The organism is Asaia lannensis NBRC 102526, from assembly GCF_024054035.1.
Taxonomy (GTDB): Bacteria; Pseudomonadota; Alphaproteobacteria; order Acetobacterales; family Acetobacteraceae; genus Asaia; species Asaia lannensis.
This window is the reverse complement of record NZ_JAMXQU010000013.1, coordinates 1-21,001: the sequence shown is the minus strand read 5'-3', so window position 1 is coordinate 21,001 and position 21,001 is coordinate 1. Positions and strand designations below refer to the sequence as shown.

The 21,001-nt window shown below is 57.1% G+C and carries 10 protein-coding genes and 1 pseudogene; 10 read left to right on the top strand and 1 reads right to left on the bottom strand.

The window, feature by feature from the left end; genetic code table 11:
* The first annotated feature begins 15 nt into the window (after positions 1-15).
* From NF685_RS14395 to NF685_RS13280, 6 genes and pseudogenes are all read left to right on the top strand, one after another.
* Positions 16-1,137: pseudogene (locus NF685_RS14395) on the top strand (tyrosine-type recombinase/integrase).
* 789 nt (positions 1,138-1,926) lie between these two features.
* Positions 1,927-2,796 (top strand): isochorismate synthase, encoded by an 870-nt coding sequence (locus NF685_RS13300; RefSeq protein ID WP_252849996.1) that lies wholly within the window; start codon positions 1,927-1,929, stop codon positions 2,794-2,796.
* Positions 2,793-4,415: a (2,3-dihydroxybenzoyl)adenylate synthase gene (locus NF685_RS13295; protein WP_252849995.1), complete on the top strand. Its 1,623-nt coding sequence runs from the start codon at positions 2,793-2,795 to the stop codon at positions 4,413-4,415. The genes NF685_RS13300 and NF685_RS13295 overlap by 4 nt, the downstream gene beginning before the upstream one ends.
* A 17-nt stretch (positions 4,416-4,432) precedes the next feature.
* On the top strand, positions 4,433-5,350 hold the full coding sequence (locus NF685_RS13290; protein WP_252849994.1) for an isochorismatase family protein: 918 nt from the start codon (positions 4,433-4,435) through the stop codon (positions 5,348-5,350).
* A gap of 1 nt (position 5,351) precedes the next feature.
* A complete protein-coding gene (dhbA, locus tag NF685_RS13285; RefSeq protein WP_252849993.1) occupies positions 5,352-6,104 on the top strand; it encodes a 2,3-dihydro-2,3-dihydroxybenzoate dehydrogenase in 753 nt (250 codons plus the stop codon).
* On the top strand, positions 6,079-6,837 hold the full coding sequence (locus tag NF685_RS13280; RefSeq protein WP_252849992.1) for a 4'-phosphopantetheinyl transferase family protein: 759 nt from the start codon (positions 6,079-6,081) through the stop codon (positions 6,835-6,837). Before dhbA ends, NF685_RS13280 begins: the two co-directional genes overlap by 26 nt.
* Before the next feature lie 94 nt (positions 6,838-6,931).
* Here the strand turns inward: NF685_RS13280 and NF685_RS13275 are convergent, their stop codons facing one another.
* On the bottom strand, positions 6,932-9,070 hold the full coding sequence (locus NF685_RS13275; protein WP_252849991.1) for a TonB-dependent receptor: 2,139 nt from the start codon (positions 9,068-9,070) through the stop codon (positions 6,932-6,934).
* Positions 9,071-9,148: 78 nt separating this feature from the next.
* Here NF685_RS13275 and fes point away from each other — a divergent pair, with 78 nt between their 5' ends.
* From fes to entS, 4 genes are all read left to right on the top strand, one after another.
* The gene (fes, locus tag NF685_RS13270; protein WP_353936383.1) at positions 9,149-10,543 is read left to right on the top strand and encodes an enterochelin esterase; all 1,395 of its coding nucleotides are present in this window, start codon (positions 9,149-9,151) and stop codon (positions 10,541-10,543) included.
* A complete protein-coding gene (locus NF685_RS13265) occupies positions 10,536-10,790 on the top strand; it encodes an MbtH family protein (RefSeq protein ID WP_252849989.1) in 255 nt (84 codons plus the stop codon). Before fes ends, NF685_RS13265 begins: the two co-directional genes overlap by 8 nt.
* Positions 10,787-19,420: an amino acid adenylation domain-containing protein gene (locus NF685_RS13260; protein WP_252849988.1), complete on the top strand. Its 8,634-nt coding sequence runs from the start codon at positions 10,787-10,789 to the stop codon at positions 19,418-19,420. Before NF685_RS13265 ends, NF685_RS13260 begins: the two co-directional genes overlap by 4 nt.
* Before the next feature lie 77 nt (positions 19,421-19,497).
* Complete coding sequence (gene entS, locus NF685_RS13255) at positions 19,498-20,739, top strand: enterobactin transporter EntS (protein WP_264813655.1); 1,242 nt, start codon at positions 19,498-19,500, stop codon at positions 20,737-20,739.
* The last annotated feature ends 262 nt before the right edge of the window (positions 20,740-21,001 follow it).

Sequence of the window (21,001 nt, the reverse complement as noted above, 5' to 3'; positions counted from 1 at the left end):
TATCAGGGGCTTCGCATGAGCGAATCAGAAAGATCAGGCATCGATCCGACCACATGTAAACCACTCCCCAAGGGTGTATGGTACCGAGGCGCGGGTCAGTATCAGGCCCGCAAGGTGGTCGATGGCAAACGCCTGAGAAAGACCTTCGCATCCTCAGCGCTGGCTCGTCGCTGGCTCACTGAAAAACGCGCTGAAGTCGATCTGCGTCAGTTCAAGGACACATCTTCCCTCGACAAGACGCCTCTCAGACGACTGGTGGAACGCTACCGCGACGAGTGCATGGCCCATCGCCAGGCGGACCGCACTGGCCACATCCCTGCCCTACTTGATGACCCAGTCATCAATGTCATGGTGAGCAAATGGCAGCCCGCTGACGTTCGGGCCTTCCGTGATCGCTTGCTTGCGGATGGCTATGCGCCAGCGACCGTGGTCAAGCGGCTCAATCTCCTCGCCAGCATCGTCCAGCATGCGATCAGTGAGTGGGATATCCACACGGTCAATCATGCATCAGGCAGGATCGTAAAACGGCCGCAAGGCGCTGACAGAAAGCGTAACAGGCGATTGGCCATGCTCGACAATGACAACTCCCACCAGAGTGAATATGACCGCCTGGTAGCGGTTGTTTCGGCCTCTGAGCATGCTGACGATGTATGGCTCGTCAAATAGTCGATCGAACAAGCCTGTCGTTTATCGGAATCCGTTTCTCTCTGCTGGAAAGATATCGATTTCGGTAGTCGCACGCTCTCGCTTGCCCGGCTGAAGAACGAGCGACACCGGGAGGAACTCGGCCCCGAGAAGCGCCCCCTGACGCCTGGCGCACGGCGCCTTCTCGTTGAGAAACTTGGGCAGATGCCGCACAGACCCGAGCCGCACGAGAAGATCTTCGATATTGGCAATGAGAAGGCGTTCTCTGTCCGCTTTGGCCGGATGACAAAACGGGCGGGTCTGACCAACCTCACCTTTCACGATCTGCGCCACGAAGCGACGTCGCGTCTCGCACGCTATCTCGCGAACCCGCTTGATCTGATGCGGGTCACCGGACATCGCGATCTGAAATCGCTCGACCGATATTACCAGCCCATCATGCAGGAACTTGCGGACAAGATTGAGGCGAATGAACCAACGCGTATAGAATAGACGCTCAATCGCTCTCCTACTTCCGATAATTTTGATTCTCAGACGCTGAGGACAGTCACGCTGTTCCACTGAACGAAATTACAGAGACAAAAGATTTACCAGGAAAGGGCGGTGGTGATGGAGGCGTACGAGACAAAGCGCTGACACCCTCCCGGTTCCTGACCACGTAGCTACGCTACCAGCGCTCCGTCTAGAGGATCACCAAACCCCCGAATACTGCTCGTGAGAGCCCTCGTACCTATATGGCTTCTTCGTCGATCTCCATTTGGTCGCCTGCGGGTATCAACCAAGGTCAAAACATCTTTTGACAGGACATAAAGAATATGCTTCGAAAAGAGAATGATTATCGTTCGCAACTAGGTGTTTATTTCCCGTGGCCTGTAGGCCGAGGAGCGACACCCTGCTTTCCGAGCCCCTCTTGGAGATCCCATGCCTGCTACACCCTTAGCGTCGGAGTGGCCGTCTCGCCTCGATGACAGCGCCCATCATGACAGGGAAGCTCTCCCTGCACTCCGGATCCTTTTCGCATCACAAACGAGTTCAATTCATGGAAATGGGTGCTTCAAACGTATTGCTTTGCCCGCCCATGACCTCACAATCGAGCCCGAAAACACGGGAAACGCGTTTTCGCGAGCGATCACAACGGCCATAGAGGATGCCCGCAGGAGTGGGATTACTAACCCTGTTGTCATGGGCGCCCTTCCCTTCGATTTAGGTCAGGGAACCGATCTCTTTATCCCGCAATCCTGCACCAGAACGCTAGGTGCGATACTGAAGGCAGGCGGTGCTATGCGCACCACAGCGTCATTGCCGCGCAGGCGCGCCGCCGTTCCAACGCCGGACCACGCGGGCTATACGGAGGCTGTGCGCCGTGCCGCCGCACTCATCCGAGGAAACGCGCTACAAAAGGTTGTCTTGGCACGGGAGTTAGCTGTCGAATTCGATACAGCCATCTGCCTTGACGCTGTTTTCAACAGACTGGTGACACTTAATCCGGGCGTCACACATTTTCAGATCCCGCTTAACCAGGGAGGTACGCTTCTAGGGGCAAGCCCCGAGCTTTTATTGCGTCGTGAGGGCCGACGCGTGATGTGCAATCCTTTAGCCGGCTCGGCGCGCCGTGTCGCGGATCCCGTCAAAGACGCCGCTATCGGGGCTGCCCTTCTGGGGTCGCCCAAAGATCGTCACGAACATTCCTTCGTCGTCGCTCAGATCAAAGAGGCTCTGGCGCCGGTTTGTGACTCGCTTCACGTTCCGCCTGAGCCGAGCCTCGTACAGACGGCGCAGATGTGGCATCTTGGGACACATATCGAGGGTATTCTTACCGATACCGGGCTCAGCGCGCTCGATCTCGCTCTACTGCTTCACCCGACCCCAGCCGTGTGCGGGACGCCGACGCAAGAAGCGCGCGCCCTCATTGGCGAACTGGAACCATTCGATCGCGGAACATTTGCGGGAGCCGTTGGCTGGTGCGATGACAAGGGAGATGGCGAATGGGCCGTCACCATTCGCTGCGGCATCGTTGAAGATCGCAAAATCCGACTTTACGCCGGAGCGGGGATCGTAGGAGATTCGGACCCTGAGATGGAGTGGGCGGAAACTGAAGCCAAGCTCGGCACGATGCTCACCGTCCTCGGTTTGGCGGACCAGCACCCATGACAATAGCGTTCACTCGATGGCCAGAAGACCTGGCACGGATTTACCGTGAGAAAGGTTATTGGAGGGGTCTTCCCCTTACCCAACTGCTTTATGAGGGACTGGCCAAAAACAGGGGTCCTGCGATTTCATGTGGTTCACGATCCTTCACCTATGAGGATCTGGACCGGTATTCCAGTAACCTCGCTGCGGCTCTCAAAGCCCGTGGTCTAAAGCCGCAAGACACCGCTATCGTCCAACTGCCGAATATCGCTGAGTTCTACATCGTCTTTTTTGCGCTCATGAAGCTTGGTGTCGTGCCGGTCAATCCTGTCTTCAGTCACAGGCAGCATGAATTGCTCTCTTATGCTGAACAGATCCGCCCGAGCCTCGTTATCGCCTGCGCTACACATCCTCTTTTCGCCGACGGCCATTTCGCGAAACAGTTGATAAACCACGTCGATATAAGACCGCTCATTCTAGTTTTGGGTGGGCAGGAAGAGTTCGAAGATCTGAACGATTTTATCCTGCAGCCAACGGCCGAAGGATTTCAACCCTCTCCCACCCTGGCTGGAGAAGTCGCATTTTTTCAGCTTTCTGGCGGCAGCACAGGCACACCCAAGCTCATTCCACGCACGCATGACGATTATGCCTATAGTGTACGCGCAAGCGCAGAAATATGTCGGCTCTCGCCCCATACACGGGCCCTTGTCGCCCTGCCAGCGGCCCATAATTATGCGTTGAGTTCTCCTGGTGCCTTGGGTGTCTTCTATGCAGGGGGCATAGTCGTTCTGGCTCCGAGCCCTGAACCAACGAGCTGTTTTACGTTGATCCGCCGTCATGCGGTCACGATGGCAAGTCTGGTGCCTAGTGCCTTGAGCCTCTGGCTGCTCCATGCCGCAGAAAACAGGGAAGACCTCGCGAGTTTGACCCTTCTACAGGTCGGAGGAGCCCGTCTGGCGGAAGCGCTTGCTCGCCGCGTCCCGAACGAGCTCGGTTGCCAGTTGCAGCAAGTCTTCGGCATGGCCGAGGGACTTGTCTGCTACACGCGTCTCGACGATCCGGATACCCGCATCTATGGCACACAGGGCCGGCCGATTAGCCCGGATGACGAGGTGCGCGTCGTCGACTCACAGGGCCGACCGGTTTGCCCCGGAACACCGGGGCGTCTCATGGTCCGCGGTCCGTATACTTTCAGAGGATACTATAAATCCGACGCGCAAAATATAGCAGCTTTCACCACTGAAGGTTTCTACTGTTCTGGCGACATCGTCACCTGTGACGAAGAAGGTGCTCTCTGCGTCGTCGGCCGTGAGAAGGACCAAATCAATCGCGGCGGCGAAAAAATTGCCGCTGAAGAGGTCGAGGTTCTTCTTTTACGTCATCCTCAAATCCTTAATGCCGCGCTGATTTCGATCGACGATGCCCAACTCGGCGAAAAAAGCTGCGCCGTCATTTCGACAGTAGAGGGGCTGACCGCGCCCTCCGCTCCCATTCTGCGTCGGTTCCTGCGTGAGCAAGGCATCGCGGACTACAAAATACCTGATCGGTTTACGACCGTTAGGCAAATGCCGCTGACACCTGTCGGCAAGACAGACAAAAACGCCTTGCGCGCGCTCTTGTCCTGCACCCATTCCTCCTGACCGAGAAAGCAGACACCATGACTATTCCTCGCTTACCCGACTATGACATGCCTATCTGGAGCAACCTTGCCGATAATCTGAAGCAGACAGCGCGCGTCGACTGGGATTTCGAGCCGGAGCGCGCTGTTCTGCTCATCCACGACATGCAGCGTTATTTCACGCAGTTCTACGGCGAGAATAGCGCCCTGATGGCAGAGTTGATCGAAAAGATCGCCAAATTGCGGGCGCATTGCCGCAGCCTGGGCATACCAATTGTCTACACGGCGCAGCCTCCCGAGCAACCCCAGAGCGATCGTGCCTTGCTCAACGACATGTGGGGTCCGGGAATCACCGCATCCGACCCAGCTCTGGCCGCCATCGTTTCCGAGCTCGCACCCGACACGCGAGATGTCGTCCTCACCAAGTGGCGCTACAGCGCCTTCACACGATCCGATCTGCGTGACCGCATGCAGAGCTGGAAGCGGGACCAACTGCTGATCTGTGGCGTGTACGCCTCGATTGGCTGCATGACGACAGCCCTAGACGCCTTCATGCAGGATATCCGGCCTTTCTTGATTGCCGATGCAGTCGCCGATTTCTCTCTGGACGATCATTTATTGGCACTCGATTATGTCGGCAGACGCTGCGGCCGTGTGCTCGGACTGGATGATATCCTGAAAACGTCATCCACATCGAACGAGACCTGTCTTGAAGAGAGTATCAAGGCTCTGCTCGACGACGAGGTCGACTCCCTTCCTCCCGATGATAATCTCCTCGATTACGGGCTAAATTCCATGCGGGTCATGGCGCTTGTCGCCCAGTGGCGCAGACAGGGCTTGGATATTAGTTTCGAGGACCTGGCGCGCAAACCCTCACTCAATGCTTGGACCGCCCTTTATACCGAGAAGAGAAACTTGTCGGCCTCGGCTTCTCTTCGCTCCGTGGAGAGAACCTGAAATGGAACAGCCTTTCAGCGGTAAGACCGCTTGGGTAACGGGGACAGCACAGGGTATCGGGGCGGAAATAGCGTCCACCCTCGCCCGGCGAGGCTGCATTGTCTTCGGCCTTGATCGGCAAGCACAAGCTGAATCAGAGGCGCTCCATCCAGTTCTGCTCGATGTCTCCGATGCGAGTAGCTGCGCGGCCGTGACGCAAGACATGGCGGAGCGCTTTGGCGTACCTGATTTTTTCGTGGGATCGGCGGGTATTTTACGGATCGGCGACTGCGACACGCTGGATCCGGCTGAGTGGGATAAAATGCTCTCAGTCAATGTGAGCGGCAATTTCTATATGCTGCATAGCCTCGTACCACATTTCAAAAAAAGGCGCGGTGGAGCGATTGTGCTGGTCAGTTCGAACGCAGCGCGCGCGCCTCGCATGGGAATGATCGGATACGCTGCGTCCAAAGCCGCGCTCTCGGCTTTAGGTCGGGGTGTGGGGCTGGAACTGGCCCCTCACGGTGTTCGCTGCAACATGGTTTCACCGGGTTCGACCGATACAGCCATGCAACGCAGTCTGTGGGCCGACGAAACCGGCGAACAGCGCATGATCGCTGGCTTCCCTGAACTTTTCAAACTCGGCATCCCTTTAGGAAAAATCGCAACACCGCTCGACATCGCAGAATTGACCGCGTTTCTCCTCTCGGACAGCGCTGGCCATCTGACAATGCAGGAAATCATGATCGATGGCGGCGCAACACTCGGTGCCTGACGACCGAACGCTACTCGACCCGAAACCTGGCAAACTCAACACGAGCGTAATTACCTCGCGTCCTCGTCTCATCCACCCTTGGGAGGCCAGTTTCCACGGCATCATAACGTCACACCTGCATTTCTCGGACGATTTGCCGGACTTCTTGCCGAAGCAGCTTGTTCCACCAGAAATGCGAGCAGCAGTAAAAAAGAGAAGAGCGGAATTTCTTGCAGGTCAGCTCTGTGCTCAAACATCTCTAAAGCGCGCTGGCTTCTCCTCAACCATGCCGACCCGCAATCCCGATCGCTCGCCTCTCTGGCCGGAGGGCAGCGCCGGATCGATCTCTCATAGCCGCAATGAGGCAATTGCCATCGTCGGTTCGACAAGACTTTGGAAGTCGCTCGGCGTTGATATCGAACACCGTGCCGCGCCAGCTCTCGCGAGCCTCCTGCGCTGTGATATCATGGGATCAGCTGAAGACAAGCTCATGACGGCTTGTTTCAGTGATATGCGCTTCGAGCGGGTGTTCTCAGTGAAAGAGGCCGCTTTCAAGGCCATCTATCCTCTCGCGCGGAAAATGTTCGAATTCCGGGATATTGAAATTATCTCTGCGCGAGCTGACGGGCAACTATCGCTGCAGCTTCTACGTGATCTCAACTGCTCATGGCGTACAGGCAGCACCATCACCGCTTATCATTCAGTGATTAATGACGTCGTCTTGAGCATTGCGGGGATACCCGCAGAGACCTGACATGTCAGGTCCTGGGGCTTAAGAACCTGTATCCCTCAATCGAGCCCGGAGCGAAGCAATCCATCGTCCCGGACCCGGTCTCTTTCCAGGAAGGTCAGAGACGACCCTCTACTGTGAAACCGAAAGCCCGAGGCTGGCCAACCTGCGCCTGCAGTCCGGCCCAGTTGGTTCGGCCGCTATAAAGAATGTGCTCATTGGTGAGGTTCTTGCTGTAGAACCGAATAGCGTAATGTCGTGTCCGATATCCAATATTGGCGTTGAGCACGTTGTAGTCCCCTCCATAGACGCCTGTTCCGCTTTCGACCTGAGAGGAGTAACTGCCGACCCGGTTGAAATTAGCACCCATGAACAGCCCGTTATGGAAGCGTTTCTCTACACCGATATTCAAGGTCGCAGACGGTGCATTGCTGAATTTTTTGCCGACAACGGACTGATATGCCGCGGGAGCATCCAGGATCTTCGTGTCCAGAAGCCCCAATCCCCCGAAGAACTCCAGGGTCTTCGTCACGTGATAGATCGCTTCGAGTTCAAGACCGAGGCTGCGGCCGTGAGGAATGTTGACGAAGGTATAATTCAGGAGATCCTGATAACCGTGATAATCGTTATAGAAGAGGTTCGTGTTAAGGCTGACCTTTCGATGCAGAAGCTCCGTATGGCCGCCTAACTCGTAGGTCGTCACGGTTTCCTTGCCATACTGGTAATACGTGCCCTTATCCCAGTCGATTGCCCCACCGCCCGGGTTGTATCCCCGTCTGACCGTGAAGCTGGCACTCGTCACCGGTGTAAATGTGTAGCTCAGCCCACCCTTTGGCAAAAACATCGTCGTTCCAGCGTTGAGAGCGACCTTACCCCAGGACAAAGCGACGTTTCGCTGCTGTTCCTCACGCTCCACGCGCGCGCCCGCAATCAGGCTCAACCCTCCAATGAGGTGCAGGGTCCCATCCACGTATCCCGCATATGTCCGTTCCGAATCAGGGCCGTTCACACCCATGTCAGAGCGAATATTCTGATCGCGGTTGAAGTAGTAGAAGCCAGCAACACCGTTGAACCGACTATGTTCTGGCGCCAGAACCAGACGATCTTCCACCGTATTGTTCTGTTCCGTCAGCTTGAGATGACCCAGGCTGTTTGCACTGCCCAGATAATCGGACTGGTTGAATGCCGCATCGTACCAGACATGGCCGTAGGTCAGCTCATTGGTCAGCGCAGGAGAAATCTTGTAACCCGCCCGCAGGCTCGCCTGATCGATGCTGGAATCAGACACGCGCGTGTTCATATCCGGGTTATCGAAGCGGAAACGAAACAGATCCGGGCCGTTTGCGATATAGAGATATTCACCATGCTGCTCGCGATGCCAGCCCATGAGCGTCACGCTCAGCTTGGGCAGAACCTTTGGCGTCCATAATAACTTGCCGCGTAAAGATGTCTGGCTGACCTCGGACGGATCGAAAGGCCATCCCTTGCCGGGATATCGGATGTAACTGTCCCCTCGCGTTCCATCGGCTGTCAGGCGAAAGGCAAGCTCGTCCTTGATGATCGGCCCTGACACCATACCCGCGAAGACGCCTTTGCTTCCCGCGCTCTCATACCCGCCGCGAACCGCAGCATCCCAGTACTGGGTCGGCGCCTTCGAGTTCAGGGTGATCGCACCGCCAATGGCGTTTCGCCCCTGTGTCGTCGCCTGTGGGCCACGCAAGACGCTTACCTGATCCATGTCCCAGGTGCCCGCATCGACATAACGCTGACCGGAGTATGTTTCGGGCAGACCGTCAATAATCGTCGCCGTGCGAGGGCGACTACCGGACATCAGGCTGAAAATGCCGCCTGCTGCGCCAGACCCCGTCATGCCACGAATTGTCGGAATGTCCGCCGCATTGCCAATCATGTTGGGAACACGGTTCACTACATCGTAAAGCGAGCGGTAGTCACTGGCGTCGAGATGCCGCAGCACAGTGACTGCAGAATTTGTATTCTGCAGTCGGTCAAGGGTCTGACCCACAACGACGATACTTTCCATAGCCTCGCCATTATTCGGCTTGGCAATCCTGGCCTTGTCAGACTTGGCTATTTTCGCCGTCGGATGTTGTTTTGTGGAATTCTCGGGGGAGACTTCCGACGGCGCTGCAAGTGCATCTGTCGTCCAGAGAGCTGCTCCTGCACTCCCTGCGAGCGATTTAAACGCGTAAAGGAAAAGACACCGCATTCCGAGTGTGGAACGTTCTGGTTGCGACATTGATAATTCTTCTCTCAATTGGCTTCGATGTTTGTATTCACCAGTTGATAATGATTATCAGTTTCATTATCAACATAAATCAGGCACTCACGCCCTCATTTCACAAACGTCACGGCATCTCTCATCATGACCCATTCTCCCGGAACGCCCGAATGGTGGCAGGAGCTTGAAAATCGGCAGGCACCGCTTTGTGAGCCAACGGAGCCAGGTTTCGTCGATGTCACGTTTTACTGGCGAGAACCGAAGCTAAACACAGCCAGTGGCTCACTTGCTCAGGTCCTGGTGGATATCAACGGCGTCACGGACCATCACAGCGAAACGCCTCAATCGCTGCGTCCTGTCCCGCAAACAGATATCTGGAGCTGGTCGATCCGCCTCCCCGACACATGGTGCGGCACTTATAGTTTCATCCCGCTGCATAAGGAGGACAGCTTCCAAGCGTGGCTGTCTAATAACACCGACAATCGTACACCTGACGAGAGAGTCCAAGCGCAGCGGCATTGGTGGGTTTCCATTCAGGATCGGGCCATTGCCGACCCTCTCAATCCATTACGGTCCTACCGTTCGGGCTGGGGCGGACAATGCTCACCCCTTATTCTTGCAAACGCACCACGACAGCCGAGCTGGGCTTCAGTCGACACGACCCGAAAGGACCGTCTGTTTGAGATCGAGAGATCTCTCGCCATCCCCGAGAGCCTCGTATGGCAGGACCACAGAGAGAAACGAAGGCGTGCCTGGCTGTTGCAAACCCAGTACTCAGATTCAAGCGAGAGTAATGTACCCCTTCCCCTCGTCGTCATTTTGGACGGCGCTACATGGATCGATCGCTTTCCCTTACGGCACGTGCTCTCAAGAGAGACCCGAGAAGGGCATCTCCCGCCCGCATTTTACGTGTTTGTCGAACAGGGGAATGGTGAGCAACGTTACGATGACCTCGCCTGCAATCCGGCTTTCTGGGGAGCGGTTCAACACAATCTTCTGCGCCAGGTGTTCTGCCTTGCTCCCTTAAGCCAGAAGCCCGAACAGCGGATTATCGTTGGGCAAAGCCTGGGCGGACTTTCCGCCCTTTATGCGGCCTTGTGTGTCTCATGGTCTGACACAACTCGTTTCGGCCGAGTACTTAGCCAGTCCGGATCCTTCTGGTGGCCAGACAGTGATGTCCTGCATGACGACAGCGAACGTCCCGCAAAAGGCGGCTGGCTCTGTCACCACCCCATCTCCGCAGCGACCGAGAAGAAAGTCACAGTGTTTTTGGAGGTCGGTAACCGCGAAGGCGCGATGATCGACGTCAATGACGCCATGGCAGACGCCCTGCGGAACGCGGGACATCCGATTATCCAAAGAAGTTTTTCGGGCGGTCACGATGCGCTCTGCTGGCGTCACGGCATCATCGATGGCCTGCGTCACCTGCTACAACAACCTGACAATCAAGCATTAGAAACCTCTGAAACAGAAGCGACACCCCATGTCTGACGAATACATCAATCCCTTTGACGATGAGCGCCTCTCCTTTCATGTGCTGCGCAACGATGCAGGCTATTACAGCCTCTGGCCGTCCATCGCCGCGATTCCGGCGGGCTGGGCGGAGCAATACGGACCGGACTCACGTCAATCGTGCCTTAGCTTCATCGAGGATAACTGGAGCGATGCACCGGGGCGCAGGACACCGCGCGCTCAGAATACTATCGGATCGACTCCCGTGCCAGGAACCAGCGCATGACGGAAATGGCGCCTCACGGACTACGCGAGAGTCCCTCTGTCACAACGCTGCCCCTTGCCGGGGCACAACCTGCGATCTGGTTCGCGGAGCTGTCAGCGCCGGCTGGCGCCGGCCTCTACTGGGTCGCACAATATTCGATCCTCTGCGGAACCGTATCGCTGAGTGCATTGTCTGACGCGATCAGGACTGTCACGGCTGAAGCCGACACGCTCCATGCTCGATTCAATGCCGATGGCGATCCGGTCGAACAGTCATGGCCCACCAAACGGAAAGCCATCGACATCCCAAAGCCAATTATCATCGATATGAGGCACCATTCGGACCCTGAAGCCGCTGCCCATGACTACATGCGTTCGGCCCTGCACGATTTGCATGAGATCACAACGGGGAGCGATCAAACCTCCTACAGCCACGCTTTGTTGCGCGTCGCCGACGAGCGGGTGTTCTGGTTTCAGCGCCATCATCATCTCTGCGTCGACGGCTACAGCATCGCCACCCTGACCCGACGCACTATAAAACTTTACTGCTCCGCGGCCGGCTCCGTACCCGACGATGGATCGCCCTTCATTTCCTTCGCTGAGGTCGTCGCTGAAAACAAGGCGTATCAGCAGCACAACGATTTTGAGCAAGACCGTCATTGGTGGTCCGAGAGCCTCAACGCGCCACACAAGACGCCAAGCCTGTCTTCCCGACAGGATAATCTTCCAGCTCCTGTGAACATCGACACCTGCCGCGCAGCTGTCTGCCTGGCCCCGGGCTTTAACGAGAGCTTATCTGACCGGAAGCAAGCTGATCCGGCCGAAACACTGATTGCAGCTATTTTCATCTACATGCACCGCTTCGCCTTGGCTCAGGCAGGCGAACCGCCTGAAAACGCGGCGACGATAGCACTCGGAATGCCCTTCATGCGACGAATGGGGTCATGTTCGATCGATAGCTCAGGTCCTATGGTCAGCGTTTTGCCGATTCTGCTTTCGCTGAGCGGCGAGGACACTCTGGACTCCGTCAAGCTAAAGCTCAGAAAGCGGCTGCGTGAGGTCCGAGCTCATGAACGCTACGGCTCTGAGCAGATACAGCGCGACCTGAAGCGCGTGGGGAAAACGCCCCCCCTCCACCGCACTCTGATCAACATGCGCGCGTATGATTCAGAGATCAGCTATTCCGACCTCACGGTTTCGACCCATCCTTTAATCACCGGGCCGGTCGAGGATCTCGATATCAACCTGACACCTGACATCAGCAAAGTCGGGGGTTTTTATATCGAACTTGCCGGACATCCCGAGTTATATTCGCAGCACTGTCTGGCACGCCATGCAGCCCGGCTTGCAGCCTTCATCTCTCAGCTTGCAGCATCCCCCGAGACTGCTATCGGCTCATTTCCTCTGACAGACCAGAAAGAACTGGAAACCATCGCTCAATGGGCATCAGGCCCTACTGTCCCCTTACCGCCCGACACCACAACGATCCTCGACATCCTGCACACTCGGCTGCCCCATAATGTGCCAGCCATTCTCTCGGACGCTCACACCAATATCGGATCAGGCGCGCTGGCTACGCGCATTTCCCAGATCGGGCGCTGGCTGATTGCACAAGGCGTCGGACCGGGGTCGATCGTTGCCATAGCTCTTCCCCGACGCATTATCGCGGTCGAAGCTCTGTTCGGCATCCTCGCCTCTGGCGCGACACTTCTGCCGCTTGACATTGCGCACCCGGCAGAGCGCCTGCGTGACATGTGCATCGATGCTCAAGCTGTAGCGCTCTTGACGCTGCTGGATAGTCTGGACGGGCTGAAGCAGGGATCCGAAGCGTTGCAATGCCCGATTTTATGTCTCGATGACCCGGCAATCGTGAGGCAAATTGCGGCACAAGATCCGCATTGGATCAACAATGTCGAGCGTCTTACCCCTCTCACCGCAGATCACGACGCCTATGTGCTCTACACATCGGGCTCGACCGGACGCCCCAAGGGTGTGCTCGTTCCCCATCGCGGTCTGCTGAACCTGCTTCTCGCTCATGATGCTGGTCTGTTCGGGACTGTGAGACGCAGCGTCGGAGAAAGGCGTGTTCGTGCTGGCCACGCGATGTCGATAGCCTTCGACACCTCATGGGAGCAACTGATCTGGCTCGCTCTGGGCCATGAGCTCCACCTCTTTGACGAGGAGACCCGTCGAGACCCGCAGGCCCTCATCACCGAGCTCACAGTTCGCAAAATCGATACACTCGACGTCTCCCCAGCCATGATGCAGCAGATGGTCGCTGCAGGTTTGCTGGAACAAGCGCACAAACTGGCCATGATCCAACTCGGAGGGGAAGCGGTTCCACCAGCTTTGTGGAGAAGGCTACAGTCGGAAACCGAGACGCTCTTTTTTAACCTCTACGGCCCGACCGAATATAGCGTCGATGCTTTGTGTGCCTCCATCACAGGTACAGCTGAACCTGAGATCGGAAGACCGATCGCCAATACGCATATCCAGATCCTGGATGACACTCTGCGTCCTGTTCCCATTGGCGTCGCAGGAGAGCTCTATCTGACAGGTCCGGGCCTGGCCTCCGGGTATCTCGGACAGCCCTCCCTCACAGCCTCGCGATTTGTCGCTGACCCGAACAGACCAGGGGAGCGCATGTACCGTAGTGGTGACCGAGCCTGCTGGACACCCGATGGCACGGTCTCTTATCTCGGGCGTGGAGATCGTCAGATCAAAATCCGCGGACACCGCGTGGAGCTCGGAGAGGTCGAGAATACTCTCGCGACGCTCCCCGGTGTTGGCGGCGCCCTTGTCGTCGCAGAGACAGAGAATGGCACCACGCGTCTCCTCGCTTGGTGCATCTCTCAACCCAGCGATCTCTCAGACCGGGCAACACCTCTGCTTGCAGCCTTGGAGCAAAAACTCCCATCCTACATGATCCCCTCGGCGCTCGCAGTGCTCGACGCCTGGCCCCAGACGATCAACGGAAAAATCGATCGTTCTCGTCTGCCTTCTCCACGACAACGGGACAAAACTCAAAAGCGTAGCCGCGAACCTAGTAGCGATAATGAGCGCCTGCTTTGCTCTCTCATGGGAAAGGCCTTGGGCAATATCACTGTCGGTCCAGAGGACGATTTCTTCATGATGGGGGGCGACAGCATCACCGCAATGTCGCTGGGTACCTCATTACGTCGCGAGGGATGGGTGCTTAGGCCACGTGACATCTTCTCACTCCGGCGCGCAGACCGTATGGCCGAAATTCTCACAGCTGTGCCAAGTGGAAGAACCAGCCATAGTGCGGGCGCGAGTCAGGAAGGCGCCCTCGGCAAACTTCCGATTGTCTCTTGGTTCGCCGAGCGCTTTGGTATGGAGCGCGCGTTCGCCCACGCTGTCCTGATGCGCGTTCCAGCAGAGCTGAATCGCTCGCATCTCATTTCCGCAGTGACCACCCTGCTCCGCGTTCACCCTGCTCTGCGCATGCAGGTCGACGGCGGCACCCTCATCATCCCGCCGCAAGATCCAAGCTATGCAGAACGCTGTGTGACTGAGAGGGTCTTTGGCTCACCTGTGGGCGACGCGCCCGACAAACAGGCTGTCGCTGAAAGTCTTCAGAAGGCCTGCTCCGATCTCAACCCGGTCACGGGGGATCTCCTTCGGATCGTCTTGTCAGCAGAAGATCATCGCCGAGGGTGGATGCTCGTTGCTATTCATCATCTCGCTGTCGATGGGGTTTCTTGGCGCGCACTGCTCCCGCAGCTTCAGGAGGCCTGTGAGGCTGCGATCGAGGGGCGTCCTCCAGTCCTGGTGCCTGAAGAAACAGGGCTTCGCGCCTGGTCTTTGGCTCTTCCACAGGAAGCCCGGAAGCGTCGAACGGAGCTGTCTTACTGGCAGAAGACCCTCGAGACGCCAGCCTGGTCCGAAGGGACGCTCGATCCTCTTCGTGACCGACAAGGCACAGCAGGGCACGCCAGGCTGGTCATGGATCCGGCCCTGACCGCAGAGGTCTTGCATTCCCTCCCCGCTCGCTGCAGGGCATCGACTGAAAGCCTGCTTTTGACCGCGGTGACACAGTCACTGCGTGCCATGTTCGGCGCGGCGCGCCTTCGCGTCGCCATGGAGTCACACGGACGTCATGTCCTGACGACGGACGAAGGCACGGCTCTCGACCCGGAACGAACCGTCGGCTGGCTCACTGCCGAGTATCCGATACTCGTCGAAAGCGCGGAAACCACGCCTCTCACCGCATTGAGGAATACGAAAGAGACACTCGGTCGCGTTCCTGATCGCGGCTTGGGCTACGGCCTTCTGCGCTATGTCGATCCTGAGACGTCTCCTCTTCTCGAAGCAGCTGAGGAACAGGCTCCCTGCTCGCTTTTGTTCAACTATCTAGGACGGTTCCAGGCTGGAACCGAAGACTTCCTGCCTCAGAGACTAGGGGAAATCTTCAAGGATTCCTTCGCTGTCCATTGTGACCCGACAAGCCCTCTGCAACATCCTCTGGAGCTCAACAGCTTTGTGGACGAAGCCGACGGGATTCCGCGTCTTGCTCTCTCATGGAGCTGGGCCTCGACCATTTACGACCGGACAACGATCGAACGCTTGCATGAAGGAGCCCAGAACTGGCTGCGCGCCCTAGCGTCGAATACTGACACGCACCCGTTCGAGGTCTTGGACACACTCGTTCCGTCTGAATGCGGCGTAAGCGCCCAAAGCCTTGAAAAGCTCCGCACCCAGATTGGCCCCTTGCTCGAGACGCTGCCTCTTCTCCCGCTCCATGAGGGCCTACTTTACCACGCCCGCCTAGACGCTGTTGGGGGCCACTACACATCTGTAACCCGGCTCTTCCTTGAGGGTCCCCTCGACCGCGCACGCCTGCAAAGAGCGCTCGACCGTGTTCTTCAGGTCCAGACACCCCTACGTGCACGCTTTCAGGACACGCTCGAAGGCCACGCCATACAGGTTGTCCCTGCACGACAGGAGACGTGGCCGTTAACCTTCGAAAACCTGGAGGGGCTCGCGGAGGAAGCACGAGATGCCGCACTCGAGACCTGTGAACAGAGTGAGCTTGCGCTCCAATTCGACCCGGCACAGGACCTCATGCTTCACGCGCGCCTTGTTCGTCTCGAGACACAGGCTCATGCCTTATTCCTGAGCACGCATCATCTGATTGCAGATGGATGGTCAACGCCGCTGATCATCAGCGCTCTGGCTCAAGCCTATGATACCGAAAGTCTCGTGGAACCTGCGCCTTCCTACGCACAGATAATTGGAGAGCTGGCCGCACGCGATCCTCTTCCAGCACGCGCTGCGTGGTCGTCCGCAATGGCAGGAGCAGCGCCCACGCTCCTGTTCCGCGACAGCACCATAAGCGAGACGGTGACCGAGCATGAGATGTTCCTCGATCCGACGCTGGATGCTGCGCTCGAGGAACGCTGCCGTGTGATGGGTTTGACGCGAAACATCCTCATGCAGGGTCTTTGGGCCGCCGCACTCTCGATCCTCACCGGTCAACAGGATATTGTCTTCGGTACTCCCGTGTCAGGCCGTTTCAGCGATATAGAGGGCCTGTCTACCCAAATCGGTCTTTTCAGCAACACGGTCCCGGTCCGCGTCAGGCTTGAGGCAGATCAGCCTTTACTCGTCCAGCTCACTACCCTCCAAGACATGCAGAGCTCGATGCTCGAGCATGACGGAATCAGCCTGGCCGAGATCCAGCGCCTCGCAGGTCAGGGCTCGCTATTCGATACGTTGCTCGTAAGCGAAAACTATCCTGATGATGAGACCCTTGAGCGACGAGAATTCGCAGGAGTGAGATTCCGCGCTCCCCGCAATCGGGGCTACACGCATTATCCGCTGACATTGATGGTGGTTCCCGGGGAACAGACACGCCTCATTCTCGAATGCCGGGTGCAGGAACTCAACGGCAGAGCCTTCGATCCTAGCGAACTTCTCCAGCGACTATCCCTGTTACTGTCACATATGGCAGATCCTGTCGACGCGCCTTGGGGACAGATCGACCCTCGTTTCGACCACGAACGAGACATCAATGAGAGAGCCAACGGCACGAGAACAGAAGTCGAAGAGGTGACGCTTCATGATCTCGTCCGACGGCAGGCCCGAAAGACACCAGACGCCGAAGCACTCTCGGATATCAACGAGACACTGACCTATTCCGAGATGCAGGACAGGGTCAGGTCGCTAGCAGCCATCCTAAACCGAGCTGGCGCCGGCCCCGGATCCCTCGTCGGGATCGCGCTGCCACGATCAGTCACTTTGACAGTCGCCCTCCTGGCGACACTTGAAGCTGGAGCGGCATGGCTGCCGCTCGACACAGGTTATCCTGATGCTCGTCTTGCGCTCATGATCGACGACGCGAGACCATGCGTCGTTCTGACAGATAGCGACCACGAAGCCCGCTTTGGCGCACTGATGCCGTCTGAAGAGGGCACATGTCCTGAGGGTAAGCTTCTTGTTCATGATGCAGAAGCTCAAGCATATTCAGGTCGGGAACACGACAACTCTGGTCTCGCCATCAAACCTGGGGCCGCCGCCTATTTGCTTTATACGTCGGGGTCTACAGGCCGTCCTAAAGGTGTCCTTGTTTCTCATCAGGCCATCGTCAATCGCCTGATCTGGATGCAAGACGCGTATCGACTGACTTCAGCGGATACCGTGCTCCAGAAAACGCCAAGCAGCTTCGATGTTTCTATCTGGGAATTTTTCTGGCCTCTGATTTCAGGCGCGCACCTGTTTATGGCTCCGCCTGAAGCGCATCGGGAGCCTGAAACTCTTCAGTCCCTCATCGAGCGGCATAAGATTTCCATCATACATTTCGTGCCTTCGATGCTTACGGCCTTTCTGGACCACCTTCAGATTTCAGGGTCCCCGGGCCAGTGTCCGAGCCTGCGTCACATTTTCTGCTCCGGAGAGGCTCTGGATACACTTTTGGCACGACGTTGCCAGACATGGCTCAAAGCCTCACTGCACAACCTTTACGGTCCGACCGAAGCAGCAGTGGACGTAACCTATTTCCCCGCAGCTCGCGTCGCCAATGAAAGAAGCGTACCGATTGGCCGCCCTGTCTGGAACACGCAGCTTCATATCCTCGATAGCTATCTCCGCCCGACGCCGATCGGTGTACCAGGCGAACTCTATCTCGCTGGTATCCAGCTCGCAGAAGGCTATTTCGACCGTCCGGACCTCACCGCCACGCGGTTTGTGGCGAACCCGGAAGGAAACGGCGCGCGGATGTATCGAACCGGAGATCTGGCTTGCTGGTCCGAAGACGGGACAGTCATGTACCTGGGACGAACCGACAATCAGATCAAACTCCGGGGTCAACGCATCGAACTTGCCGAAATCGAGCACGCGCTTCGCGAACTTCCTGGGATCGCACAGGCATCGGTTTCTGCACTGGCTCTGGGGGCGACGTCTCGAACCGATCTCGACTCAAGGCAGCTCGTCGCCCATGTCTTGCCCGACGTGGATGCCGGAGCCCTAGATCCTGCGGTATTGAAAAATCGTCTCTCCGAGACACTTCCCTCCCACATGGTTCCTGCTGCAATTGTCGTCATCTCTCATTGGCCTACGGGGCCGAGCGGTAAACTCGATCGTTCAGCCTTGCCGATGCCCAGCCTTTTTGACTCCAGCGAGGCACGGGCACCGCAAACGACCATCGAAATGATCGTCGCCGAAAGCTACGAATCTCTCCTTGTACAGGAGGTCCGTAGCGTTGACGATGATTTCTTCCTGCTTGGAGGACACTCCCTGCTGGCCATGCGTCTCGCATCCCTGCTGCGACAGAAACTAGAGAAACCTGTCTCTGTCGGTCAAATCATTGCGGCATCAACTGTTGGGCGTCTGGCACAAAGTTTGGCGTCAGACAGTCCCCCCGATCCCGATGCGTCAGGGATGGGTGAAATCCTGACGCTTCGTGCTGTCGGGACTGAGGGCGTCGTCTTCTGCATCCATCCGGCGTCAGGATATGCATGGCAATATACCGGTATTCTGTCCTACCTGCCGGCCGGAATGGGACTGATCGGGCTCCAGTCCCCGCGCCCCAATGGCGTGATCGCGAGCTGCGATACGCTGGAATCTGCGTGCGATCGTCACCTTGCGACCATCAGGCGCCTGCAGCCGCGCGGTCCTTATCGTCTCATCGGCTATTCGCTCGGTGGGACCATGGCCCATGCGATTGCCGCAACTCTACGGGCTGAAGGGGAAAGCGTGGAGCTTCTTGCGCTGTTCGACACCTACCCCCCCGAAGGACAGGACTGGACCGGACCGACGCAAGACGAGGCTGAAGCTGAGGTTGAGCGCGAACGTCTTCACTTTCTCGAACCCGACGCTGAAGAAGACACAGAGGTCGTCGCGTCGCGAGATGCGATGTTTGCGGATATCGTCGCCAATTATGCTGACGCCGTGACGCTGCTTTCGCAGGCTCGTACCACGCGTTTTGATGGCACGGTGCTTCTCTTCGCGGCACGGATCGGCATGCCCGAAGGGTGGGACCCTGTGACGGCCTGGGCGGACCAAGTCAAAACGCTGTGCTGCCATGATGTCCGCTGCGCGCATGAAGACAGCCTCTCACCACAAAGCCTCGCCGTTTCAGGCCCGATCCTACGACAGACACTCGAAAAGCTCATCACAAAGATCGTCGTTTGAAGTTCCCCATGCCCTCGATCCCTCCCTCGACGCAGGCCAAAGCCTGCCGTCGACATGCTCCTTGAAGGACGCCCCATTTGGCCCGCTTATTTTCCCTCGATTTCGGCCTTCTGCGAAGAAACGTCTTTTTCCGTCGCCTCTTCCTGGCTCGGATGATGTCAGTCTTTTCTCTCGGCGTCCTCAATGTCGCCGTCCCGGTGCAAATCCACACCCTTACAGGAGCAAGCTTCCCTGTCTCCCTCGCGCTGGCGCTTGATGGCCTTGGGACATTTCTCGGCCTTTTGACGGGTGGCGTCACGGCTGATCGTTACGATCGCAGACGCCTCATCCTGTCGGCACGTTTTTTGTGTGGTATCGGCTTTCTGGTTCTGACTCTCAATGCCTTTCTGGTTCACCCGGTTCTGCTCCTGATCTATGCCGTCGCATTCTGGGATGGTTTCTTCGGCGGTATTAGCATGACGGCCCTCATGGCGGCCTTTCCGTCACTCGTCGAAGAGAAGGATCTGGCCGTCGCGGGCGCCCTCTCTATGTTGACGACACGCATCGGAGCCATTCTTGCCCCGCTTGTTGGGGGGCTGCTGATCGCAACGCAGGGCGTTGCCGCAAACTATCTGCTTGCCGGGATCGGCACAATTGCCACGGTCATCCCTTTATTCAGTCTGCCTGTTTTGCGTCCTGACCCTGCAATGAGTGACATGGCGTCCGCCCATCCGATCGAAGCACTGGGAGATGGAATGAAGTTTCTGGTGACGCACCCTGTCATCGCAGGCGTCATCCTGATCGGCACGGTTCAGAGCATGTGCAGCGCAATCCGCGTTGTCTTCCCCGGTTTGGCGGAGGGGCTAAAAGCAGGCCCTACGGCTATAGGGGCAATGTACGCGGCTGTTCCGGCAGGCGCGATGTTGGGGGCTCTTTGTGGCTCTTCTTTCGCCAATGGTGCGACACCGATCCGAGTACTGATCACCGCAGCAGCACTGTGCTGTCTAGTCGTTTCTTCTCTGGGCATGCTGCCCCACACAGCACTTTTGCTGCCTGCGTTGCTCGTTGTCGGCGTAGCGAGCTCTATTACGGCCTTACTGCAATTCACAACGGTTCAGCGTCAAACACCGGACCATATGCGTGGCAGAGTCAGCGCCGTATGGAGCATGCAAGACGTTGTCAGTGACTCAGTTGGAACCGTAGCGTTGGGCGTTCTTGTAGCCCTCTCCGGCCTGCCCCACGCCCTTCTCATATTTGGCGTGAGTTTGACCGTGATCTTACTCGGAGCTGCCGTAGGAATGAAGAAGTCGATTTCTGAATCTCACAATAATGGACCTTGAAAAGAATACCTCGCACAGTGCTGATTAACCTAGTTTCCACTCTTTTCTGCCCTCTATCGAGGAGATTTACTCAATTTCATTGCGCTGAAATTCACGTGTTTACAACGGTTCTATGTCGTCAAATCTACACTCGATCTTTATAGCGGCGAGACCGACGAGGCTCATGAACGACTTAGAGCCTGTTTGGAAACTCACGGATGGGCATTTCTGCGGGTGAGATTGGCGCCCATGGCGACGAGGATCATGGCTTGTGAGACGTCGA